We start from the raw sequence: 24,123 nt of genomic DNA on the forward strand, positions 1-24,123 counted from the left end.
TTATTTTAAAGTCAGAGGTTCAGTAATATTAAAATTTTTGTAAATAAAATCATTTCCAAACCCATGTACATTGACTATCATTTTATTTTCCTGCATGTTCGATTCCATAATTTGCTTGTTGTAAAATTGACTAAATATAAAGATCGCAGTTTGTATCATTGAAGGATCTGATATCTCGTAAAACAGGTTTTGGGTATAGGTACTTTCCCAACCAAGGTCATCTCCGGAGAAAATAAGTCTGTCTGTATTATCCCCTTTTTCGAGTATATTTATATATTCTTCTTCACGTTGCCATTTCCCTTCTTTTATTAGTTGCATTATCTTCCTAGGTTGATGATCTTCAACAATAGCACGATTAAAAGAGTGATCTTTAAAAAGAAATACAAATTCGGAGGTCAAGGGATCAATGTGTCTTAAAAGAAACTTTATCAGATTATTTATTGTATATTCCTGTGAAAGACGGTCTTTGTCAGAATGATAAATTGCGGAGAGAAAGTTTTTATTCTCAATCAAAACCCTTTTCACTCCAAATAGCTCTAAACGATTGATAAAGTCATAATCTTCAAATCCATAGCAATGCATACGCTCATCGAATCCTTTAATCTGTAGGAAGTCGGATTTTCGCACACAGATTCTTCCCAAAGCATCTTTGCCCACAACTCCACCTTTTTCTTTATCCAATGTATTCAGGCAAATGTTTGGATCATTGCTGAATGATTGGTTTATGTATGAAGCAAAACCTTTACCGGTATAATTATCTGCATCAATATTGCAAACAATATCTCCATTAGCTAATTTAAAAGCCAGATTACGACTATGACTTCTATGAAAGAATTGTGGAGTACTCGTTTTCCAGTAAATCAGCTTTTGGCTTTGAATATATTCCTGAAGATTTTCTTTTATGTATTCTTCTAGTCCATCTGTTGAATTATAATCAAGCAAAACAAATTCCAGCTGTTCATAATCTTCATTATCCCTGATATTTTTAATAAGTGTGTCTTTAATATGGTGAAGCCGATTCATTGATACCGTACAGAATGAAATTTTATGATTTGGCATTTGAGTTAATTTTTGATTTTAGCATTAAGAATAGTTACTTTCAATTAGCTTAATCCTATAGCTTCATCCCAATTTAGATAACAATCCGATTGTAGTGATAACAATAAAAGACCTAAGCCTGATAGACCGGCCAGTCCATAATCTCCGGCCCATTTATCTTGTAGATTATAGGTGTTGAAAAGATCCATTTCAAATTGTTTTTTTTCATTTACAAAAGGGGTGAAAATGGCGTTTATTAAGTTACCGATATCTTCTTTATATGCCATTTTCTTTGTTTTATGATAAACCCTTATTAGAGATTGTATGGTACGTATTGTATAAAAGAGGTATTTTCCTCCATTCATATGTATTCCTTTATTTAAAATTTTACTTATATGCCCTTCGATATGTGTCTTGTTAAAAATGTTATGGGGATTTAACTCTAAATCCGAAACGAGCCATAAAGCATATGATAACTCTAATATGAGGCAATCCAGCAAATAACTGTAATTACCAGAATTTATCTTATCGTAATAGTGATCTTCAATAAGCCGTAAACAAAAATCTATTTTACAAACATTTTCTTTTAGCAATGCAGTAGTGACATTTGGATATATACCTAATCTGTAAACTTTATTGAGAAAAATTATAGATTGAGAGATATCCCTAAGTATACTATAATAATGCGGAACCTCACCATTCTTTAATAAATTCTCTATCTCATGGAAATGATACATCCGTAATTCTTCCATCCAATTTTCCTTATTGATATCTATTTCATTGATGATCCTTATAATATCAATTTTAATCGTAGTAGCTTCAAAAGAAGCTTCACTTTTCTGTAATTGTTGAAGCCGGTTACATAGATAAATACCTTTTCCAATTTGACCATGGAATAAGTCAATATTTGTTGGAGAATAATGGATAATAGGGGCATTGAACCTAGTTATAATAAAGTCGTTATCTATGTCTATATACTCATTCGTAGTCAAATAACTAAGTCCCCACCCTATTCCTGATATCCCTAATGCCAATCCTCTGTTTTTATACTCAATATCGGCGACAATATTGAGTATAGCCTTGTCGGCAAGCTCATTGTACTTCTCATTTTTACTGAATTTGGCATAATTATAAAACAGGATGGCGACCCCCATTTTTCCTGAGTACAAACTGTTATCAATTCTCATCAGATTGTGGGACAATGCTTCACACATTGAGTCTAGTAAGATATCTGTTATTCTTGTCAGGTTCATAATTAATCACAATTATGTTAAAGGTTAAGTTGTTCTTTTACCAGTTTGTAGTATTCTCCTTCATTTGCAATTAATTCATTATGAGTTCCGCATTCAACAATTCTACCTTCCCGCATAACTACTATTTGATCTGCATTTTTTACTGTACTTAATCTATGTGCTACAATTACCACTGTTTTACCAGAAAGGAACTCCTCAAGATTTCCTACTATCTCTCTTTCATTATGGGCATCCAACGAGTTAGTAGCTTCATCAAGGAAAACATAATCAGGGTTTTTATAAACTGCTCGGGCGATTAATAATCGCTGTTTTTGTCCTTGGCTAATCCCACTACCATCTTGCCCTATTTTTGTATTAAAAGTAAGAGGAAGTTTATCTATGAATTCTTTTATATTAGCTACTTTGACAGCTTTTAACAGCTTTTTTTTATCCACTATATCATCACTTATAGCAATGTTATTAGCGATTGTGTCAGAAAAGAGATAACCATCCTGAGATACTATCCCACATTTATCTCTCCAGAAGGAGTGATGAATATTTTTCAAGTTGGTTTCTCCAATTCTAAGCTCACCTTCTGTAGGCTCATATACTTTAAGTAATAACTTCAATAATGTTGTTTTGCCTGATCCACTTAGTCCTACAATAGCGGTTTTTTTCCCTTCTGGAATTTTAAGACTGATATTTTCTAATACTTTAGGAGAATGAGGCCCACCATAAGAGAATGTTACATTTTCTAAAATTAAAGTTTTATTGAATGGAAGCTCAGTTACCAATTCAACATCGGCTTCTATTTCATCCTTCTTGTCATGGATTTCACTTAATCTTTCCAGACTGATTTTAGCATCCTGAAATGAATAAATTAATCCAATCAACTGAGAAATAGGACCATTTAACTGGCCTACGATATAAGATATTGACAACATCATGCCTAATGTCATGTTCCCATCAATGACAGCTTTGGCAGCCATGTAAGAAATGAGGATGTTTTTAATTCTATCGATGAAAAAAGCACCGGTTTGTTGATATTGTCCTAGGGCAAGCGATTCTACTGAAATTTTAAATTGTCTGGCCTGTACACGTTCCCATTCCCATCTTTTTTTCTTTTCACAGTTCTGTAATTTTATTTCCTGTACTCCATTCAGCAATTGTAGTAGTACACTTTGATTTGAGGCCGCCTGGTTGAAATGTTTATAATCTAGTGCTTTTCGCTTTTTTAGGAAAATTGCTGTCCAGAGGATATATAAAGTATTTCCAATGAGAAATATGAAGAAGATTTTTATACTATAGAATATCAGTAATATTCCAAAGATTACGAAATCGATAATGGAGAAAAGAATATTCAGTGCTGAAGAGGCTAGAAAACTCTGTATTCGGCTATGATCTCCTATGCGTTGAAGTAAATCTCCAATCGTTTTATTATCAAAAAATGAAAATGGAAGTTTTAATAATTTTATTAAAAAATCAGAAATTATAGAAATACTGATTCTTGTACCCATATGAAGGAAAATCCACCCCCTAATGAAGTCAACTACAACAGTGGCAGTATATAAAAGCAGTTGAGAGATTAAGATGAGATTTATAAATGAGAGGTTTTTATTATTGATTCCAATATCAATAATGGATTGAGATAGGAATGGGAAAACTAGTGCTAAAATGGTACTTATAAGCATACCAACATACAATTGTAAGAAGAATTTTTTGTATGGTTTTAAGTATGAGTAAAAGTATAGTAGCCCTCTTTTTTCATTTTTTTCTCCCTCTTCTTCAAAAAAAGAAGGAGTTGCCTCAAGAAATAATGCGACACCAGTATCTTCGCCTTTATTTTTTGTACTGATCCAGTTTTTCTTAAATTCGTCATGCGATAGTTTTACTAGTCCATGGTTTGGATCGGCAATATGTACATAATTTCTGTCGAGTTTATAGACAACTACAAAATGATTTTGTTTCCAATGGGCAATAAAAGGTAAAGGGGCTTCTTCTTTTAGATTTTCAAATGGAAGAGTAGCTGACAATGTTCTGAACCCTATTGACTCTGCAGCTTCGCTTATGCCTAAAAGAGAAACGCCTTCCCTTGTTATGAAAGATTTTTCTCTTAAAGATTGAAGGGAATAATTCCTGCCGTAAAACGTTGAGATCATTTGTAAACAGGTTGGTCCACAATCCATTTGATCTAGCTGTCTGAAAAACGGAAATTTTTTAGGGATCATTTTGTTATCTTAATAGTAAACTTATTAACGGGAGGCAGTATCAATCAACGATCTGATATTGTTAAAAATTCTCTCGATCAATCTCATATCCCGCGTTATAATTTCTGCATTTCCCTGCATTTCTTGTTTGAATTCTAGGTGCTTATTTTGGGTAGTTAGCAACCCATCAGACAAAACAACATATACAGTATAAACGTTATTAATTGGAACTAGAGAAATAGACTTAATTTTACCTACCAGCATTCCAAATTCATTGTATGGATAGTTGTCCACTTTAATATTAACCTGCTGGCCTATTTCTAATTTACCGGAACCTGAAATGAGTACCATTGCCTGAACCATAATATTTTCCGGTCCTACATCCGGCACAATTTTCATTATTTCCTGATTGTTGTTAACAAATTGATTATCTGTCCATAAATTTGCAAAAGTTGCAGTGCCATTATATTGTGATATCAACAAATACTTTTGCTTCCATTCAGATAATATGCTTTCTAATTGTTTAAGAGAATTTTGTAATGATATATGCAAAGCACTTTTAAGTTGAAAATTTGAATTTGTTACCTGTTTTATTTGGTTCGAAAGTTGTTCGGCCTGAATATTATTATTGATTAAACTAGAATTAATTTCTTCAAGAGCTAATTGAGATTGAAACAATATTCTTTTTGAATTATCTAATTCCAGTGATGCAAATACTTTTTCATTTACCAACATAGAATCCAAAAGAAACTTCCTTCTCGTAATACTTTCATCATTCAGATAAATTTGTTTCTTGATGTTAATTTTCTCGTTGATCTTATGTAACGAAACAATCTGGTTATTGAGTGAGGCGATCTGAATGGAATCTATTTGAAATCTGCTAAAAGCTTTAATATCTTCAATACTTTTCAATAAACTATTATAATAAACTTGCAATTCACCCAGCCTAAGGTTTTTATCGAAGTAGTCTGAATTCAGGATTGAGTCTGTTTGATTGCTGCCAAGATTGAGCTGTTCCAGTTTCATGCTAAGATATTGAACAGCTTCAAGGTCAGTTGTGTTTTTAAGATAACCTAATACCTGACCCTTTTTCACCCTATCATTGTCCAAAACAAGCAACTTTATTTCACCTGCCGAACGGGCAATAATGCTTATCGGTGGGGGAAAAGTAGTTAATGTTACTCTTGAATAAACAATGTCTGGATATTTAATTATGCAAGCCATTAAGAGTAGACTTAAAATAACAAAAAAGATACTAGTTATACCATATCTAATTACCCAATGCGGTATATGCCCAATTATTTCCTGCACTTCCTGGCTCCTTAATTCAATTTTTTCATGCTCGTCCATAATATTTTAGTATACTTTATCAAGAAGTTTTAGAAGTAGAAATGCAATAAAAGCTTCGTCAATGTTTAAGATGCCCAATCGGTTATTAGTCATATGTATGTAACTTCCATATATAAAAATGATTTTATACGATTCCTGTACTTCAAAGTTCCAGTCTGCAAACAATTTTCCCTGATACAAAAGTTTGTTTAAGTCCTTATGTGTTTTTTTACTTGTTGTGATCCAACTTTTTGCCCATCCAATATTTTTAAAATCTTCATTCCGGATTTTTGATAAGAAATTATCCAAACCTATTCCTAAATTTTTTTTTTGCTTATCATAATTATTTTCGAATGCCTGAATAATTGTTTCCGATTTTTCTAAATATGATGTATTATCAATATTTTTCAATATCTGAGTAGCACTAAATAACCAACTTTTAAATACATCCTGAAGTAATATTTCCGCTTCCGATCTGCAAAGTCCGGTTGACATAATAAAACATAAATGCATTTTTAACGCAAATCCGATTGCCCAGGAATTGTAGTCTTCTGACTTATAAGTTATTGCTTTTAGTATTGTTTGAGAGGATGAATAAAACTGAGTTTCAGCAATCGTCATTGCTTGTTCTTCTCCATACCTACTATATTCTGGTTCATAGTCTTGGTATACATATTTTAGGATATTATAGTGTATAACATCCTCTATTTGCAGAGAATTGAGCCATAGCTCCAATTGTGGCTTTACATATCTTTCGATATTATGAGAACTACCATAGAATCGAAGTCGAATATGTGGACCAATATCACTGTATCGAATAAAGAAATATTTATCAATGTACTTTTGCCTCTTTAACTTCCTGGCTAAGGGTAAAACCCTCTTTGATAAATAATATTCAAATGATCCTTCAAGATATATGTATACGGCTAACCATTTTTTTAAATTCATACCATATCTCTTTAATTATACCATTGGAACAAAAATTCAGAAACATACTTTTCTTCATTTACTTTTACCAAATGTTCTGAAGATGGCAGCATTTCTTCTACTATAAGTTCATCACTTACCCTGGTTAATAGTTTTGTTAGTACCATAACTAAAATCGGACTTTTAAAATTGATGTATTGAGGCTTGTAATCATCTCTTTTTTGAATGATTTTAAGATCAATTTCATCATTACTACCAGCTTGAATTTTGTTTATTCTGACAAATACTTCATCAGGTAAATTATTTTTATACTTCCATTGAATGATTGTCTGGTAAATTTCCCAATCCGTACTTAATCCTGTTAATATTGGTAGTGCCTGCAGTTTAATTTTCCAAGTCTTTCTCTGTATAATTATTTTATTATCGATAGAAATTCGTGGATGAAGTATGATATGTTCGGAATAGTTGACATTTTGCTCTTTGAATCTTTTGTCATAGAAACCGTTAACAGTATCATGAATAATATATATAGGAGATGGTGGTTTTGTAGAGAACAGATCTAACAACCTGAATAGTGGTGAACGGCCCAAATGAGCTTGAAATCCAAGATCATGGACATAGACTCGTTTATTTAAAATAGTATGAAATAAAATGAGCTCATCCAGGTCTTTATCATACTTTACAGAAAGTCCGGTGACAGAAATCTGTTTATCCGCTTCCAGAATATTATGTCCTCCAGGTACCTGGATCTCATAGTTGAGTAAAGTTGGATGAACATTAGCTGTAAAATAACTCGCATCAGTATTTTCAAGGTAGATATCTTCGCCCGCATGGGCAGTATTCCAATCTCTTAGTATATCAGTTATCGCTTCTTGTTCAAACAGATGAAGGAATCTGCTCATAAACTTTCCATAACCATGTACTATTCCACTACTTATCAGAGCTTTGGAAGCAATTGTGGGATCGTATGAAATAATTGGTTGTATAAAACAGGATATTGATGATTTACTTTCTGGTAGAATATCCTTTTCGGTAGTCCGCTTATAGGCGTCAAGTAAAAATTCTGATGATATGTCAATGGAATGGTCACTATTCAAATGATGTTCTGAGATTGAATTTTTGAGTGCGTCCGAATAAGTTATATATTGTTCATATAATTTTTCAAGTAAATTTTCTTTTTTTTTATCCTGCTTTTGATGGATTTGGTACTTTTCATAAAAAGTAAGTATATCTATACTTTTTTTATCTGAAAAATTCTCTAAATAAAATTTCTTAATGCTCTCTCGCCTTTCATAAGAATAATCCCATATAGCACATATGTTGTTAAGCTGATTGGCGACCTCAATTGTATTTTTAACGAATGTTTCATCTATTTGCGTTGGCAAAGAGAATTTGCAATCTTCATAGATGAATGATTCTTTTTTGATTAGTAGGAGTGTATTTTTAGTATGTTTGAATTTAACAGTATCCTCATCTACTTTTTCTTTTTTTATACTATTTAATTTATCTACATCTAGTTTAGCGTTAGCCAGAAAATCAGACATTAAATTTCTTTCTTCTTTATTAAGTCCGGCGGCTTCATGTAATGCCAAATACGAATCCATGAACAATTTATATGCTTTTTTTATTATATCCCCTCTTGTTTGTACATCTGCCTGTATATATTGATCAAGTATTTCCTTTATTTCTATTAATGTTGATTTTAATGCTTGGATAGGTTGGTTTTCGCGATAGTTATCTAATAATATTATGAGTTTATGACTCCAATTGGGATCGGTACCGGCAATTGGGATATGAAACTCTAGTAACCCATATTCAAACAACTCTAATAAAAATGATGTAATCTGTAATTCTTGCTCATTTCCAATAGTTCCCAACAAGTCATTATAAATTTCGAAATACTGTATCGGCTTTTGATTAACTTGGTCAACTATATATTCAATCACCTCAGACCTATTGATATGTTGAAATGCTTCTGAATTGTTAGAATTAATCAAAAATTTGTAAGTATTTGTCTCTTTTGTGATTGTTGGGTTCAATCTGACAAATAATTTATTATAGAAAGGTTCATAACTGAGGAGAATATTCAGTAAGTGTTGGTATAAATAGTTGTTTAAACGGATTTGACTTGCAGGTGAATTATCAACACAGTTGTTATCAATTGTAATTGGTATACCATTTAAAGAAGTGTTTTTTGCAAAACCTACTTTGGTAAATGCGCTGAAAGGTGTCGTTTTGGTAGCTGATCTTACAAAATATTTGGCCAGTGCATATTCAGTTTTACTTTCTTTACTACTACGCTGATTAGAGTTGTAAACTTTACCGGCTTCGGTAAGTAAATCCCAACTTGCAAGTAAAAGCCCGCTTACAAAGTTTTCGTCCTTAATAATCGCACTGAATTTTTTTTGAATTTTATTGTATTCATCACTGAATTCTGATTTTCCCAATTCTATTAATGAATTAACTTTATGTTTAAGATTTAAATACTTTGTTAACCTTTCCTTTAATGGAGGGGATGGTAGATTGTTAAGTATTGTTACTTCTTTCTCTGTAAGAGGTTTATCATTATATATTTTTCGCTTAATATTGATTAATGAATTTCGTTCCAATTCATTTATTTGTGTAATTTGTATAAACAATTCATCACAAATCGTATTCTTCATTTGTGGAAGCAAACTTAAAGAATAACATATTTCCAGTACAATATTGTAGATTTTATTACATTCCAAATCGGCAACTTTATCATAGGTTAACCCACCGATTCGTACCATAGATAGAGGGAATATTTTCATACATTAATATTTAAATACTACTTTACCAAACTTGTTACTTTCAGAGAATGACCTGTGAACAAATTTACCAATGTTTGAAAAGTCGAACACTGAATCAATAACAATATTGAACTCATTATCTTGAAAACCGGAAATAGCGTTTATAAGGTCCTGTTTCTCTCCAAGACAATTTCCAATTATTTGCGCATTTCTGATTGTTAGGTTAATCATTAATTCTAAGATCGACTGAACGGATTGATTGGAGTTTGGTTTGTTTTCGTATGGCATTTGTTCAAATATTCCGCAAGTAATATATTTCCCTCCATAATGGAGAGAAGAGATCAATTGTGGAAGATAGACATCTGAAAAAGGGTCCACTATTATATCAAATCCAGAACGTTTCTCTATTTGAATTTTAAGTTGTTCGCTATTCAGCATATTGTAACGATCTTCCATAATAATAACATCATCGGCGCCCAAATCCTTCAGCTTCTGTATACACTCTTTTCTTGAAGTACATACACATATCTTTCCAACTTTATTTTTGATGGCACTTAGTATAGATAATGAGGTACTGGAGGTACCTGAGGTTATTAGAATATCTTCATCTCCTCTTAAATTTAGCTTGTTGATTATACCAAAGGAAGTTTGTGCTCCAATAGTAAATGCACCCCCAATTTCATCAGACATAGATTCAGGAATACTAATTAGCTTTGAATAATGAAAGACTTCATATTCTTTAGATGAACTATTGGTTCCTACACCTGGATAAACATTTGGGAATCCTGAATAGGGATATGCATAGTTAGGGATTACACGATCGCCGACTTTTAAAGTCTTCACCCCTGGACCAACTTTTTCAACTATACCACAAAAATCCGATCCAATTGGCCAATAAGATTGATTACCCTGATTCTGTAAATACCTGGCAGCTGTAAAGCACAGAGCTTTATCTCTGAAATTTAATGAGAAAGCTGTTTTTCTAACATATACTAAATCTTCATTTTCAATATAAGTACTATTGAATTCTGAATTAGGAACATCTAATAGTGATAGATATACAGGTATTCCATTTATATCAATTTCATCTCGACTTATTATTTCACATTCTTCAGGTTTTAAGTTGAAAGTATCTTTAGAAACAATTGCAAGTGCTCGCATAATAATTTATTTTACTGTTATTGGTTTACAAGGGTTAAATTTTCCATTTTTACAGGAGTTACTTTAAATCCCTTTTTTCTAAGCTGAACTATCAACCCTTCTTTGTACATTAAATGCATAATCCCTACTGCCACAAAATTTCTTTTTTTTCTTAGTAAATCAGGTAAGACTTTAATCCAGGCTTTATTTCTGTCAATGAGTAATTGCTGAATAATAGCTGTATTTTTATATGGGGGGGATGAGGTAAATTGATAGTTTATTTCAAAACTTCGGTACTTTTCAAAAGTTTTTATTTCTTCGACCATTCTTGATATTTCTGGCGTGATTGTACCATTTTGTATGTAATCTACAAGAGCCATTATACTCGTTCCAATTTGCTGAGGTGATCCCCATATTTTTGAATTGTCAATTTTTTTTGTCGGACTAAGGTTATCTAATCCAATAATTTCTTTCCCGGATTTACCTGCGAGATCTTGTAAATAGAAATCGATTGCCTGCTCTTCATTCCCGGAAATTTTTAATAACTTGTTAATATAATCTCCTTGAATAAATGCATATAATCTCCATGCTGGAAACTTTGCGCTATCCAATCTATTCAATGGAATATCACCAATTCCAAATAGATAATTCTGTAATGTTTCATAATCCTTAGCTGAAAATATTGAATCGTATTTCACATAAGTATTGATGTTTTCGTTTTCTGGAGTTGCGATTTTTTCGCTGCCGGATTTGGAATTGAATTCACCAACAATAGCATCTACATTATTAAAGTAAGATTGTACATCCATTAATGAATTCCAAAATGCACTACCAAATAAATGGTTCGTACCAAACAAATAAGAGGGTTGTTTTAACCCATTTCCACTAACTTCCCATAATAAGGTACCAGGAATAGAGTCTTGGCAAAAAGTAGCGGTTGTATTAAACAAACATGTACAAATTATAATCACAATCTTTTTCATCTTGGATGAATTCAATGGTTATTCAAAATAATATGGAGATATGGGGCTGCCTCTATATTAAAGGTAGCCCCGGTTTAAATTAAGCTATTAACCTGTTTGTTGTGGTAACCGTTGTGGTGGTTATCTTGGTACACTCGGTAGAGTTTCCATAAGGAGGCCAGGATTGAGCTTTACTGTAATCAGTATAAATTGTCCATGTAAGAGCAGTAACTGCAGCACTAGCTATGACGCACTGAGGAGTCGTAGTGTAGGCATCATCCCCTCCTTTAGCTGTATGTGCTATTTCGGGTTTAAGCTCTGTGATGAAGCTTTGAACTTTAAGTTCATCAAGTTTGAGTTTTTTTTTCATGTTGTTTTGTTTTAAGGGTAAAAAAAAAGCGTGGAATTAGTTTTCTGAAATGGGAGAGTTAATAGCATAGAAACCCTATATATTCTGTTTAAAGAATATAAACTCAATTAGGATTGCATTCTGCAACAGTAACTATATATTTCCTCCAGTCATATTTGGATTGGGAATAATACAAAATGTATAATCTTGTTAACTAAAATCATCATAACGTAGAATTTTTGAAATCAGATAATCAACTAACAGAAATAACGAAAAGAAAGTATTAATATTCGGGTTGCTAACGACTACAGGGTTCTCAACAGCTACAATTTATTATACGTACACTACTAAACTTATCTACACTTATTTAAATATGCAAAAAAGTAAGGCAACACGTTTATTTTTTTATAGATTTAGTATATCATATTTAATACGAAAGAATGTACTAGTTCAAATATAAACAATCAATTAGCAAAACCAAATATTATCAATGATTTTTTTGTCGGCCCAACCTGATTCCCCTGTATTTGTCTGGCAGCTTCAAATTCTTTTAAGAAACCTAAATTATCTTGGGGTACCAAAGCTCAATATTCATGTACTGTTTGGATATAATCCTTATAAAGGTATAGAACCACTGTGTAGAGAATTTATAAAAGAGTATAACGATATAGCTTGTTTTTTTTCGTATCCCGATATCAGAGATAATAAGTTTTATGTCTCATCTATCCGGCCACACATAGTTAAGCAACATTATTCTGCTAATAAGATAGAAAGGCATGAGACAGTTTTTTATCACGATTCAGATATCTATTTTACCAGACTCCCAAGATTCGATGATGTAGAAGATGATAACACATGGTATGTTTCTGATACTAAAAGCTATTTAGATACTAAATATATCAGAAAGCATGGTGAATATGTGCTTGATGATATGTGTAAAATAGTTGGAATTGATAAATCAACTGTAATATCTAATGATGAAAATGCAGGCGGTGCTCAGTATCTTATTCGGAATGTTGATTATGAGTTTTGGAATAAAGTACAAAGAGATAGTGAGAGACTATTCAGTCATTTACTCTCAAATGAACAAAAATATGCATCGCTGTTTGCAAAAGAGAATGCCATACCGGTTAATGAATATAAGTACATCCAGGCATGGTGTAGTGATATGTGGGCTGTACTTTGGAATGGATTGTTTTATGGACATAAAATAAGGATTAGTAAGGAAATGGAATTTAGCTGGCCAACATCAGATGTTCATGAATGGAACCAAATGTGTATTTATCATGATTCAGGAATACTGGAATCAGACTCAGATAAATATTTTTATAAAGGAAGTTTTAAAGAAAATACACCTATTCATAACGACTGGAATCATTTAAGATCAGACAGCTGTAGTGCTAAGTATGCCAATGAAATTAGCGCTGCAGGAAATAATACTTTTTACAAGCTTGATGATGCTGTATTTGTAATACTTGTGGAAACAGATATTAGTGATAATACTGTGAAATTGGATATTTTCATACGATTTATTACAAGATATTTTCAAACAAATATTTTAGTGATTGAGATTGGCAGCGTGCAAAGGCTGGTTCCAGAAAAATGGGAAATAAATATATCGTATGAGTATTACAACAATCTGTCGACTTTACGAAGCTCTAATTGGGTCAGGAAGTTTAATAACGAAATATTAATATTTCATGACTTAGAAACAATCATATCCCCATACCAGCTATACTCAGCTGCGTGCTTAATCAGACATAAGGTAGCCGATCTTGTAATCCCTTTTGATTCTGGAGCATCAATTATAGCTAATGACAAAATAGAAACATTTTCTAAAGAAACAGATATTCGGATTTTAAATACCCATAATTCCAAGACCACGACTCTGAATAATCTTTATGGGGGAAATACATACCTGATTACAACTGAATTATTTATTAAAGGAGAATACAATAGTTTCCTGTTTTCATCCAATTTATACAATGAGCTGAGCCGAATATCAAGAGCTAAGGTGCTTGGATTTAAAGTGAAAAAAATAAAAGGGAAGTTTTTTATTTGGAATGACCAGAGGGTTCTTAATAATGTTGAAGAATCTTCTGAAATTTTAAGAAATAGTCAAACAGAGGCATTAGAGTTAATCGATTATATACATTCAAACGAGCCGTGATATGCCTAATAAAAAATTAATGTTTAAGGATAAGTACTTAAAATTAGCTGAGTATATAGGGAAGATATTAATCGAAGAAGCCTATTGGTCAGAAAGTGGTGTCTGTTGGCCAACAAATAGAAAAGACAGAGATACTCAGGTTGGTTCTGAACGTTTATATATGTATGACGGTGATAGTGGTATAATACTGTTTTTACTTGAACTATACAAATTAACAGGAGAAGAAAAATATATTGATTTAATAAAATCGGCAGCAAATAGGATTGCAAATAATATAGATACCGTTGGAGATCCCGGGTTTTATACAGGAATGGCAGGAATAGCTTACGTACTATTTAAAGTGGGGGAAACATTGAATGAAACAATTTACACAGCAAAAGCAATTGAAATATTATGTATTTACAGACATCCTGATCTGGTGTTACATAATGATGATTTTCTTATGGGTAACGCAGGCATATTACTTTCCCTTACGTATTTATACTCAAGGAGCAAAGATGAACGCTTGTTGGAGATTGTTTTAACTTACATTGAAAGAATACTTACAAATGCACATCATAATAAAGATGGTATTTTCTGGAATAGATATAAACAACAAATAAGAAGTCTCAGTGGATTTTCTCACGGATCCTCAGGAATAGGATTTGTTTTAATAGAGGTTGGAAATTACTTTGATGTCGATCCCCTAAAAGAAATTGGCGCCGCTGCATTTTGGTATGAAAATGCGTCATTTAATCGAAATACCTGTAACTGGCCCGATATGAGACATGGAATATTTGATTTTGATAAAGATTATCCCCGGTTTAAAACTGCATATCTAAAACAAGAATTTGATATCTTCAACGAGTCGGGAGATACAGTTGCATGGTGTCATGGTGCTCCTGGAATTTGCTTGGCAAGGCTAAGAGCATATGGTATTACCAGGGATAAAATCTACAAAAAAGATATTAATAATGCTATTAAGAAGATCAAAATGTATTTAAAGAGTGATGAAGCGAACGAACTAAATCTTTCTTTATGTCATGGATTAGGATCATTAATAAGTGTTTTTATAGAGAAATATAATGTAGATAAAAAAGACTCATCATTAAAGTTCGCCCAAAAAATTGTTTCGAACTACTTACATAAGAATGTTGGAATATTGGATGAAATGAAAGATGACCTAAGTTTATTTAATGGCTTATCAGGTATTGGGTATTTATTTTTACAACTATATTCACCATATTTAGTCATATCTCCGTTAGCACCGAGAATTAATGACCAAAAGAACAATAGCAAAGTGAGTGGATATTTTAGCGAGTCGTTTATTAATGATTTGTTCTCAAGAAAATTATTTCCCATAACAACAAAAATAATAACGGAAAATAAACAAGTAACACATTTAGTACATAAAACTCATTACAGGTATTTCTACAAATCCTTATTACAATCTCTGGAGCAAACGATTAAAGCAAATAGTCCTTTCGCTTTGTTAAAAGAATCTTTTAAAATAGAGTCAACCATAAGAAAAGCTGACAGCAAAGTATTCAACAATTGTTTTTTTCATATCCGGCAATTACATGCAGAAGAACAAACTTTATATTTTAGTCAAACAGATTATAGTTTGTTACTTCACTTAAGAATAAGAAGCGATCCATATATATTAATTAAAAAAGTGTCAAACGAATGGTGTGATTTTCATAGAGTGAATAATAATAAAGGGTCGATTGAAATAAATAATTATGTTTTACTAAACCCTTTATATGATGGTGTTGAAATTAGTTATATTGGAAATTATACAAATAAGTTGTTGTCCATTCTTAGTTCCCCTATGAGTGTAAAGGAGGTAATTAATATTTTGAAATTGGAGACTGATCTAGAAGAAAGAGAAGAAGTAGAATTTCAAAACCTAATTATTTGCCAAATATCTGTACTTCTTCAGAAAAGATGTCTGATAATTGAAAATTAATCACTAAAATTTTATTAATATAAACCAATAGGTTATGAACTCACGAGCAATAGTTATCTACTTGGATTACAAAAAGCATCAATTTAGTATGTTCAAAATGTTGCTACGATCATTAGAATTTATTGATGCGAAAGATACAGATGTTGTTGTCTACTATTCCCCGCAATACAAGATATTTAAAGAAGCAGAGTTGACTTTTTCTACTAGCATTAAGATTATGTTTATTGAAATGGAGCCATTAAATGAAAAGGTTTTACTAGACTACGGATATATTAATAGTATAGCCTGTCTTCAAAATCAAAATTGGTTAAAGCAATATACTTACTTACTTCGTACGGATACTGATACACTTCTTACTCCAAAATGGAATTCTCATTATCCTGAATGCTTTACTATAGGTGGGGGATATTATGTATATGACGATCTTACAAGAAACAGGTTGGAAGAGGTTGGAAATAAATTTGGAATAAATAAGCGTGCTGATTATACGGAAAACCTCGGTTCAACGTGGTATGGCGAATCAGGTACCATGCTGGATCTGTCTACTGAAGTTACTAAATTAACCTCCTATTTTCTAAAGAATGAATTTGCAACCAATGAGGGAACTTGGCCTAGTTATTATCGAGGAGTTTCATTGCTATATGCAAGTGAGATTGCAATTAATAACATGGTTAAAAAATATTTGAAAGATTCAGAAAATTTTGATTTTTGCTCAACTTCCGGAAATCTTATTACAAATCACACGCATATTCACTGTTTTCATACCAATTCCCTGTTCTCTAAATTTCATTTTTTTGATGGTAAATATGTGAATATTGATCCACAAAACCTGGATTTAAGTATAGTTCATAATTATTCACTTTATTGTGCTCTAACTGGCAATACCCAGTGATCTGTATTTTTATGTAAATAAATTGATATTCTGCTTTAGTATAGGTCAAAAATATCCGGCCAGTAACTGTACTGCTTTTTATAAATATAAATGAGGTAATATTATCAGAGATTACCTCATTTATATTTATTTTGCCACGTCGTAAAATTAATTGATACAGAATTAATTACCACGTATGAAATCACCTTACCTGAAGAGGGTAGAGTTGCCCCCAAAAATGGATCTTACACTAAGATTCCCATTGAATTATTAAAAAAGGTGCTATGGTTTCAGGAACACCAAAGAAATTTATAACATCTCTGAAAAAAAGATGAAGGAAAAATATTTTTAATACAGCACCGACAATTTTTACCTGCCATCGGCGAAGTACTTCTGGTTGCAACAATTTAGGCGCCCAATAAAGGCGCCATTTTCTGCAATAAAAATTCAAAAGTACAATAAACAGTGCCAGAATATTTACCTGTTATTTTATCTAATATTTTTTCTCCTCTACAATTTCATCTTTTATTCGCTGCCTTATGTCAATTTTGGCGCCTGTAAAAAGAAAAATTGTTGTTCTATATTCTCTTGCATTCGGATTGGTGATAGAATCAGCTGCCAGTCCGGTACGGAACAAAGCACCTGTTTGTTGAAGTTCATCATCTCTGTCATAATATTCTTTCACTCTAATCAGGTTTTCATACGGCTGATTTAGTACAAACCAATTGATGTAATCGGCGTTAAATGAAACTGCCCGGATACCTTTTTCAGAATAATAATTTATGGCGCCTGCCTGTCCATAATTATCACAAAGCACGAGGGTATTACTCTTAGTAGGAAGCTGCGCATAAATACTATCCACTTTGTGTGCCAGTTCCTTCCATCCAAGCATGTCTGCAAAGTCCTGAGGTAATGCATGGTCTTTACCATCTTCCCAGCGAAGACGTCCTAATCTTTTATATTGCTGCTGGTTTTTCAAGATATATTCGGGACCATTATTTGGAAAAGCAACCTTGTACATTGGAATGAAGACAAGCAGGGGGAAAATAATGACAACAGGACGTAAATATCTTTTCCAGTCTCCTGACAACACCCTTGAAAGAAAAACAGCGCCAAAAGCCATGTAAATCGGATATACTCCCATGGCATAATAATCTTTTGCCTTAAAGTAGATGAAGATAGATAAGGTGAAGATGAATGTCCAGAAGAAGATCCTGTATTTTTGAAACGGTTTGTATAAAGCCAAAGCACCTAATCCGGATAAAATCACAATAGCTGCACCAAAGAAGAAGAGCAACTGGGATTTTAAAAACGTCTGCCTGTCTACATTCACCAATTGGTAGCGCGATAACTCTTTCATGTGGCGTACAACCGGAAAATCATTATTGTATTGCCATAGCAGGTTGGGTAGAATAAGTACTAATGCAAGTAAAGCTGCCAGATAGAATCCCTTCCGGGCAAATACGTTTCGTTGTGGTGATATTAAAAGTGCCGGAAGAAGCCCAAGGAGCAGGAATATTATATTGTATTTATTCAGGAATCCAAAGGCGAAAACAATGGCGGCAACCATCAGCCATTTCTGCTTTTCGGAATTGATATACTTTATGATGCAGTAGTAAAAGGTTGTCCAGCTCAGCACATCTAATGAATTAGGCTGATAGAGGGTATTTAAAGCCAATATGGCTGAAAATAATAAACAGGTTGCTCCTGTGATTAAGGCAAACAGATCTCCACCTAATTCCTCAATTGCCTTCCATACTATAATTATCGTCAAGGCTCCGAATAGCGCAGGAAAGAACTTAATCCAGAAGATTGAATTTCCAAGTAGCATGATCAGAAAGGAAATCCAGGAAGTCACGGGAGGTACCGACAAATAGCCCCACGCCAGGTGATGTGCCTGATCAAGATGTAAATATTCATCCCGTTGTAAATCGTATTCAGGACTTATTAGAATATATTGTAATAAGAATTTTAATATGATGAATCCTACTAAAACTATGGTTCTTTTTCTCATAAGCAATTCAATAATTCGACATTTATCACACTTATCATGTGGGCTTTATACGGGATATAAAAATAAAGTAAGATAAAAAATTTCTTTTAGCAATTGGAGGCAAAAAAAGATAAAGTATGAATGGAGGTAAGCATGTAGTGGATTGATAAACAAGATAATGGCAGTGGTGGTACTGTCATCAGTTTGTTTTATATGAATATTAAATTTTCCTGGTTTACCACTATTGTTAACAAGCAAAAATCCACTCCTTTCAAAGTTACCTGGAAACAATTCCATTCGTAAATGTTTCACAAAAAACTAGCTGGTTTTAAAATTCTACATCTGACAATTCCATTGTAAATCTACCAAGAGATTCCTTTCCATAGTGGCCGGATACACAACAAGTTAGCCGAGGATTCTTTTCAATCCTGTTGTTATACTTGCACTTTCCTATACAATCGCTTATCTTTCATTTATAATTCCGCGGGATGAAGACTCTCTTTTCTTCTATTGTTTTTTTATTTGTTAGTACTGTATGTATTGCACAAATCAAGGCCAACCTGCGAGGGCTTAGCCTTGGTAATGGCGCCTCTGTAAAGCAACAAGACTCATTGCTTGAAATAACCTGGCCGGCCGGCGATAATATACAAGGAAATGTAGTAATAGACCTGCATACATCAGAGCCATTATTTAAAACGATAACTCTTGGGCAACAACAAATTTGTGCGGATATGGACCCGGTTTTTGTGGTTACAGTAGGTAAACGAGATTTGCAGTCGCAAAATGGCTGGAATATATTTTTTGACAAGGTGCCAACGAAACCTTATCAAAGCTATCCATTGATCATAAAGAAAACCAGCGTTTCTGTAAAAACAGATGGTAGTAGAACTATTGCAAGCATAGGTTCTGTGACTGCAGCATCCTTTACTGGCACACTGGAAGTAACTTTTTATAATGGAAGTCCTTTATTTAATATCGCAAGTGTGATCACTACCCGTGATACTGCCAAAGCTATTGTTTTTGATGGGGGTTTAGTAAGTAAAAAACCAAAATGGACCAGTATTTCCTGGATTAATACTGCTGATAGTTTACAACAAATTGCAGTGAATATAACTGATACTGCACAATTGGTTGCATCAAAATATCGCGCCATCGCAGCAGGCGGGAAGTTAAGTTCTATTGCTGTTTTTCCACCACCGCATCAATATTTCTATCCACTTGATGAAGCCTTCAACCTCCGGTTTACCTGGTATGGAAGTGAGTACCGGAAAATGGTAAACGGCAGTGGTATTGGAATACGCCAGGAGTTGGAAGGCGATAAACGTTTTGTACCCTGGTTTAATGCACCCCCAGGTACAGAGCAGCGCCTAAGTTTCTTTTGTTTACTAAGTAAAAACCAGGATGTGCTGACAAGTGTAAAGGCATTCACTCGCAATGACCGTTACGCAACCCTGCCTGGATATAAAACAATGGCGAGTCATTTTCATAATGAATTTGTGATGAAAGTGATGATGGCCGGAAAGCCGATTCCTGTACACCCGGAGTTTGTAGAAGTATTTAAGCGGCTAGGTGTTGATATTGTACATCTGGCAGAATTCCACTATACAGCGGATCCTAAAGGTCCTGATGCGAAACGTTTACCACAACTAAAAGCATTATTTGATTTATGTGAACGGCAGTCAGACAGTCGCTTTCTGCTGCTGCCAGGAGAAGAACCCAATGAATTTTTTGGAGGCCACTGGCTCGATATCTTTCCAAAGCCGGTATACTGGGTGATGTCGCGAAATGCGGGCGAACCATATGTCGAAGAAAAAAGTGGCTACGGTAAAGTATATCACATCGGCAATAAAGAAGAAATGTTGCAACTCCTCAAAGATGAAAAAGGCCTGGCATGGACAGCACATCCACGAACTAAAGGCTCCGTGTCAACCCCCGACAGCTATAAAAATGAAGCCTTCTTTTTATCAGACCGATTTATGGGGGCAGCCTGGAAAGCAATGCCGGCAGACCTTTCACAACCACGACTGGGTAAACGGGTGCTCGACCTAATGGACGACATGAATAACTGGGGGAACAAAAAGACAGTCATTTCAGAAGCAGATCTCTTCACTATAACACATAGTAATGAGATGTATGCTCATATGAATGTCAATTACCTGATGCTAAACAAGTTGCCAGCATTTAAAGATGGCTGGATGCCAGTTCTCGATGCAATGCAGCGGGGTCGATTTTTTAGCAGCACAGGAGAAGTGCTGATGCCACATTTGACAGTAAATGGGCATATCTCCGGAGATAGCCTGAGGTTGCCCGCTAATGGCAATACCATTATTGATATGCAGCTTCACTGGACTTTCCCAATGAGTTTTGTTGAAATCATTTCGGGAGATGGAAAGCAGGTATACAGAGAAAAAATATCGCTGACTGATACTGAAGCTTTTGGTAAGAAAAATTTTCATTTTAATACAAATCTGAAAGGCCGCAGATGGGTTCGTGTAGAAGCCTGGGATGCTGCTGCCAACGGCGCTTTCAGTCAAACATTCTGGTTAATGTAAAATACTGTTTCAACATGAAAAAAGTGATCTCAATGCTTATGCTTGCTGCTACGGTTACTGCAGGTGCACAAGCCCAACAGCTACTACGTAGCACTCCCGCCGCGGAAAAGGTATCTGAAGATGGAATAGAAGCTTATAAAAAAGCAGTAGAGGAAAGTGGGCAACAACTTCATAGTTTTATGATCGTTCGGCATGGTAAAGTGGTTGCAGAACAATATTATGGCGACAACGCAGCAGATAAGCCGCATGTCATGTTTTCTGTGAGCAAAACATTTACTGCTACAGCCATTGGATTTGCGGTACAGGAAAAATTACTAAAGTTGGATGACAAGGTGATAAAATTTTTCCCTGATGATCTCCCTGCTGAGGTGTCTCCCAACCTTGCTGCACTGGAGATCCGCCATTTGCTTACTATGAGCGTAGGGCAGGAGGTAGAGCCAAATGTAAATGCAGGAGGAACACAGCGTTGGGAACGTGTTTTTCTGGAAACACCCATTACACATGCACCGGGTACCAGGTTTTTATATAACAGCATCGCCTCCTATATGCTGTCATCTATCATTCAGAAAGTTACCGGTAAAACCATCTTTGATTATCTGACACCTCGTTTGTTCAAACCATTGCAAATAGATGGTGCAAGATGGGAGAGCAATGCTCAGGGAGTAAATTTTGGAGGATGGGGACTGTTCATCAAAACAGAGGATATGGCTAAAATGGGGCAGTTTATTATGCAGAAAGGCAGATGGAAAAACAAACAGCTGATATCAAAAGAATGGATTGCAGATGCAACCAGTTCTCATATCAAACAACCACCACAATGGATGAAGCCGGATGCCGATCAGACGCAAAGCGACTGGGCTCAAGGATATGGCTATCAGATGTGGAGGTGCCGATTCGGTGCAGTAAGAGCAGATGGAAAAGATGGACAGTTTATTATTATCATCCCCGACAAAGATGCCGTAGTAACAACAACAGCCAATATCCAGAATATGCAGGAAGAAATTAACCTGATTTGGAAGCATATTTTGCCAGCTTTAAATTAAGCTATTGCGCTTTGTTTAAAGCAAAAGTAACAGAGTATTGGAACTTTCCTCGTTTATAAGTAGCAGGGAGTAATGTATGGAAGACCATGGTAGTAAACTATTTGTAATGGAAACCTAGGAGGCCACTAAACCAGGTCTGATTCTTATTAATACTGCATGAATGGATTAATGGGAGAATAACCTGGGAAATTGCCAAAATAGCTACCACGGCTCACACTAACACTACCGGAAACAGAAAAGGTGCGGTCATTGCTGATATACATGATTCCTGCTCTTGCAGAAGGAAGTATGCCGGAGTTATTAATACGCATCATGCCATTATTCTTGTATTGGGCTGCCGGGTAATAAACTCCGTTAAGCTGCATGATATAGGGAGTTGCTGATAGTCCGCCAAATGCAATTAAATTATTGGTAAGCTGTCTGTTGATCTGTACACCCAGGGGTACAGACAGAAAACTGCCACTTCCCACGTTAGACGCCATGAAGCCAGTAGAGAGGCTGGCACTTTTTACAACAAACCATTTCTTGTGGTAATTTGAATCATTAGTCTTTTGCTCAGGTTTGTTTTCAGACCATCTGTTAACTTCTGAGAATGAAGGTAACTGGGCTTTAACAGCCAGGGCAGATAACAACAGCGTTGTAAAAATGATTGTGCGTAACATAGTGTGAAGATAACAAATACATTTTGGTCTGACCTGCTAATAAAATCATAATTTTTTTTAGGTGCCGGAGAAATAAACATCCTTATTAGCCATTCCAGTAAACTTCTTTTACACCATCATCTACCTGAATATCGGCGATAAGTTTCCCAACCTGGGGCTTATTCATGCTTTTAAATCGAATAGTAACAATAAAGATAGTATCTGTTTGTTCAATATTGCAGGCTGTGATATTCAGAGAGGTTGCCTGGAACAATTTATCTACGATCTCAATAGATTTGCTACGATTAAAGGTGATTATCCTGATAGACTTTTGTTCAAAGCGGCTAAGGAATTTCTTTTCAATAGGTTGCAAAAGCCATAATATGATGATTGCGATGCAGGTGGCTAAGAAGCCCGCAAAATACATTCCCCCTCCAGTTGCTAGCCCGATGGCTGCGACTGTCCATAGACCGGCAGCAGTGGTCAAGCCTCTAATTACACCTTCCTTAAGAAAAAGGATAGTGCCGGCTCCAATAAAACCGATACCGCTTATCACCTGCGCGGCCACCCTGGAAGGATCCAGTACAACATTTGGGGTTCCTAAAACATCTGCAAAACCAAAGGCAGAGACCATCATGGTAAGTGCGGCACCTACTGAAACCATCATATGGGTCCTAAGTCCTGCTGCCCAATCCTTTCGTTCTCTTTCAAGTCCTATAATCCCGCCAAAAAGGGCAGCAAGTGATAACCGAAGTATTATTTCTAAAGGAGGTATCATACTCTAATTTAATAATTAATCCCATTTTGAAGGATAAAAACCAATTGCCCGATTATTACAGACGATATAGTATGGCACTGATTATTAATGTATTGTAATATTACTACATGCAGATTAATGTCATATATTCAAAGATGAAAAATACTTATATGTGATAATTTTAATTCATGTA

Annotated in this window: 17 protein-coding genes; 5 read left to right on the forward strand and 12 right to left on the reverse strand. The window is 34.3% G+C overall.

Annotated features, from left to right (window positions below):
- The 9 genes from DVR12_RS03590 to DVR12_RS03630 all read right to left on the reverse strand — a co-directional run bounded on the left by DVR12_RS03590 (nucleotide 1) and on the right by DVR12_RS03630 (nucleotide 11,976).
- Complete coding sequence (locus DVR12_RS03590) at nucleotides 1–1,059, reverse strand: glycosyltransferase family 2 protein (RefSeq protein ID WP_116974073.1); 1,059 nt, start codon at nucleotides 1,057–1,059, stop codon at nucleotides 1–3.
- 44 nt (nucleotides 1,060–1,103) lie between these two features.
- Complete coding sequence (locus tag DVR12_RS03595; protein ID WP_116974074.1) at nucleotides 1,104–2,291, reverse strand: lanthionine synthetase LanC family protein; 1,188 nt, start codon at nucleotides 2,289–2,291, stop codon at nucleotides 1,104–1,106.
- Nucleotides 2,292–2,308: 17 nt separating this feature from the next.
- On the reverse strand, nucleotides 2,309–4,498 hold the full coding sequence (locus DVR12_RS03600; protein WP_199417029.1) for a peptidase domain-containing ABC transporter: 2,190 nt from the start codon (nucleotides 4,496–4,498) through the stop codon (nucleotides 2,309–2,311).
- A 24-nt stretch (nucleotides 4,499–4,522) separates the two neighbouring features.
- Nucleotides 4,523–5,827: an HlyD family efflux transporter periplasmic adaptor subunit gene (locus DVR12_RS03605; protein WP_116974075.1), complete on the reverse strand. Its 1,305-nt coding sequence runs from the start codon at nucleotides 5,825–5,827 to the stop codon at nucleotides 4,523–4,525.
- Nucleotides 5,828–5,833: 6 nt separating this feature from the next.
- Entirely contained in the window at nucleotides 5,834–6,754 is a 921-nt protein-coding gene (locus DVR12_RS03610; protein ID WP_116974076.1) for a thiopeptide-type bacteriocin biosynthesis protein, read from the reverse strand.
- A gap of 11 nt (nucleotides 6,755–6,765) precedes the next feature.
- Nucleotides 6,766–9,525 (reverse strand): lantibiotic dehydratase, encoded by a 2,760-nt coding sequence (locus DVR12_RS03615; RefSeq protein WP_116974077.1) that lies wholly within the window; start codon nucleotides 9,523–9,525, stop codon nucleotides 6,766–6,768.
- A gap of 3 nt (nucleotides 9,526–9,528) precedes the next feature.
- On the reverse strand, nucleotides 9,529–10,665 hold the full coding sequence (locus DVR12_RS03620; protein ID WP_116974078.1) for an alcohol dehydrogenase catalytic domain-containing protein: 1,137 nt from the start codon (nucleotides 10,663–10,665) through the stop codon (nucleotides 9,529–9,531).
- A gap of 17 nt (nucleotides 10,666–10,682) precedes the next feature.
- A complete protein-coding gene (locus tag DVR12_RS03625) occupies nucleotides 10,683–11,627 on the reverse strand; it encodes a TraB/GumN family protein (protein ID WP_116974079.1) in 945 nt (314 codons plus the stop codon).
- 79 nt (nucleotides 11,628–11,706) lie between these two features.
- Nucleotides 11,707–11,976, reverse strand: a complete 270-nt coding sequence (locus DVR12_RS03630) for a pinensin family lanthipeptide (RefSeq protein ID WP_116974080.1) — start codon at nucleotides 11,974–11,976, stop codon at nucleotides 11,707–11,709.
- Nucleotides 11,977–12,445: 469 nt separating this feature from the next.
- Between DVR12_RS03630 and DVR12_RS03635 the strand changes: the two genes are divergently transcribed.
- The 3 genes from DVR12_RS03635 to DVR12_RS03645 are packed head-to-tail and all read left to right on the forward strand — an operon-like array spanning nucleotide 12,446 to nucleotide 16,965.
- Complete coding sequence (locus DVR12_RS03635) at nucleotides 12,446–14,125, forward strand: hypothetical protein (protein WP_116974081.1); 1,680 nt, start codon at nucleotides 12,446–12,448, stop codon at nucleotides 14,123–14,125.
- 1 nt (nucleotide 14,126) lies between these two features.
- Nucleotides 14,127–16,073 carry a lanthionine synthetase LanC family protein gene (locus tag DVR12_RS03640; RefSeq protein ID WP_116974082.1) on the forward strand — a complete coding sequence of 649 codons (1,947 nt, stop codon included), beginning with the start codon at nucleotides 14,127–14,129 and terminating at the stop codon, nucleotides 16,071–16,073.
- A gap of 34 nt (nucleotides 16,074–16,107) precedes the next feature.
- Nucleotides 16,108–16,965 carry a DUF7164 domain-containing protein gene (locus tag DVR12_RS03645; RefSeq protein ID WP_147323402.1) on the forward strand — a complete coding sequence of 286 codons (858 nt, stop codon included), beginning with the start codon at nucleotides 16,108–16,110 and terminating at the stop codon, nucleotides 16,963–16,965.
- Between the two features lie 472 nt (nucleotides 16,966–17,437).
- Here the strand turns inward: DVR12_RS03645 and DVR12_RS03650 are convergent, their stop codons facing one another.
- Nucleotides 17,438–18,958 carry a glycosyltransferase family 39 protein gene (locus DVR12_RS03650; protein ID WP_116974084.1) on the reverse strand — a complete coding sequence of 507 codons (1,521 nt, stop codon included), beginning with the start codon at nucleotides 18,956–18,958 and terminating at the stop codon, nucleotides 17,438–17,440.
- 467 nt (nucleotides 18,959–19,425) lie between these two features.
- On the opposite strand from DVR12_RS03650, the gene DVR12_RS03660 reads away from it, so the two are divergent.
- Nucleotides 19,426–21,489, forward strand: a complete 2,064-nt coding sequence (locus DVR12_RS03660) for a CehA/McbA family metallohydrolase domain-containing protein (RefSeq protein WP_116974086.1) — start codon at nucleotides 19,426–19,428, stop codon at nucleotides 21,487–21,489.
- A 14-nt stretch (nucleotides 21,490–21,503) separates the two neighbouring features.
- Nucleotides 21,504–22,532 carry a serine hydrolase domain-containing protein gene (locus tag DVR12_RS03665; RefSeq protein WP_199417030.1) on the forward strand — a complete coding sequence of 343 codons (1,029 nt, stop codon included), beginning with the start codon at nucleotides 21,504–21,506 and terminating at the stop codon, nucleotides 22,530–22,532.
- Between the two features lie 146 nt (nucleotides 22,533–22,678).
- Here the strand turns inward: DVR12_RS03665 and DVR12_RS03670 are convergent, their stop codons facing one another.
- Both DVR12_RS03670 and DVR12_RS03675 read right to left on the reverse strand, forming a co-directional pair.
- Nucleotides 22,679–23,194, reverse strand: coding sequence for a hypothetical protein (locus DVR12_RS03670; protein ID WP_116974088.1), 516 nt, complete (start codon nucleotides 23,192–23,194; stop codon nucleotides 22,679–22,681).
- An 85-nt stretch (nucleotides 23,195–23,279) separates the two neighbouring features.
- A complete protein-coding gene (locus DVR12_RS03675) occupies nucleotides 23,280–23,951 on the reverse strand; it encodes an MgtC/SapB family protein (RefSeq protein ID WP_116974089.1) in 672 nt (223 codons plus the stop codon).
- Between the last annotated feature and the right edge of the window lie 172 nt (nucleotides 23,952–24,123).

Source organism: Chitinophaga silvatica (assembly GCF_003419895.1).
Classification (GTDB): domain Bacteria; phylum Bacteroidota; class Bacteroidia; order Chitinophagales; family Chitinophagaceae; genus Chitinophaga; species Chitinophaga silvatica.

Excerpts from the sequence above, each read along its gene's own strand:
- DVR12_RS03590 (WP_116974073.1), bottom strand. The coding sequence starts at position 1,059 with ATGCCAAATCATAAAATTTCATTCTGTACGGTATCAATGAATCGGCTT.
- DVR12_RS03595 (WP_116974074.1), bottom strand. The coding sequence starts at position 2,291 with ATGAACCTGACAAGAATAACAGATATCTTACTAGACTCAATGTGTGAA.
- DVR12_RS03600 (WP_199417029.1), bottom strand. The coding sequence starts at position 4,498 with ATGATCCCTAAAAAATTTCCGTTTTTCAGACAGCTAGATCAAATGGAT.
- DVR12_RS03605 (WP_116974075.1), bottom strand. The coding sequence starts at position 5,827 with ATGGACGAGCATGAAAAAATTGAATTAAGGAGCCAGGAAGTGCAGGAA.
- DVR12_RS03610 (WP_116974076.1), bottom strand. The coding sequence starts at position 6,754 with ATGAATTTAAAAAAATGGTTAGCCGTATACATATATCTTGAAGGATCA.
- DVR12_RS03615 (WP_116974077.1), bottom strand. The coding sequence starts at position 9,525 with ATGAAAATATTCCCTCTATCTATGGTACGAATCGGTGGGTTAACCTAT.
- DVR12_RS03620 (WP_116974078.1), bottom strand. The coding sequence starts at position 10,665 with ATGCGAGCACTTGCAATTGTTTCTAAAGATACTTTCAACTTAAAACCT.
- DVR12_RS03625 (WP_116974079.1), bottom strand. The coding sequence starts at position 11,627 with ATGAAAAAGATTGTGATTATAATTTGTACATGTTTGTTTAATACAACC.
- DVR12_RS03630 (WP_116974080.1), bottom strand. The coding sequence starts at position 11,976 with ATGAAAAAAAAACTCAAACTTGATGAACTTAAAGTTCAAAGCTTCATC.
- DVR12_RS03635 (WP_116974081.1), top strand. The coding sequence starts at position 12,446 with ATGATTTTTTTGTCGGCCCAACCTGATTCCCCTGTATTTGTCTGGCAG.
- DVR12_RS03640 (WP_116974082.1), top strand. The coding sequence starts at position 14,127 with ATGCCTAATAAAAAATTAATGTTTAAGGATAAGTACTTAAAATTAGCT.
- DVR12_RS03645 (WP_147323402.1), top strand. The coding sequence starts at position 16,108 with ATGAACTCACGAGCAATAGTTATCTACTTGGATTACAAAAAGCATCAA.
- DVR12_RS03650 (WP_116974084.1), bottom strand. The coding sequence starts at position 18,958 with ATGAGAAAAAGAACCATAGTTTTAGTAGGATTCATCATATTAAAATTC.
- DVR12_RS03660 (WP_116974086.1), top strand. The coding sequence starts at position 19,426 with ATGAAGACTCTCTTTTCTTCTATTGTTTTTTTATTTGTTAGTACTGTA.
- DVR12_RS03665 (WP_199417030.1), top strand. The coding sequence starts at position 21,504 with ATGAAAAAAGTGATCTCAATGCTTATGCTTGCTGCTACGGTTACTGCA.
- DVR12_RS03670 (WP_116974088.1), bottom strand. The coding sequence starts at position 23,194 with ATGTTACGCACAATCATTTTTACAACGCTGTTGTTATCTGCCCTGGCT.
- DVR12_RS03675 (WP_116974089.1), bottom strand. The coding sequence starts at position 23,951 with ATGATACCTCCTTTAGAAATAATACTTCGGTTATCACTTGCTGCCCTT.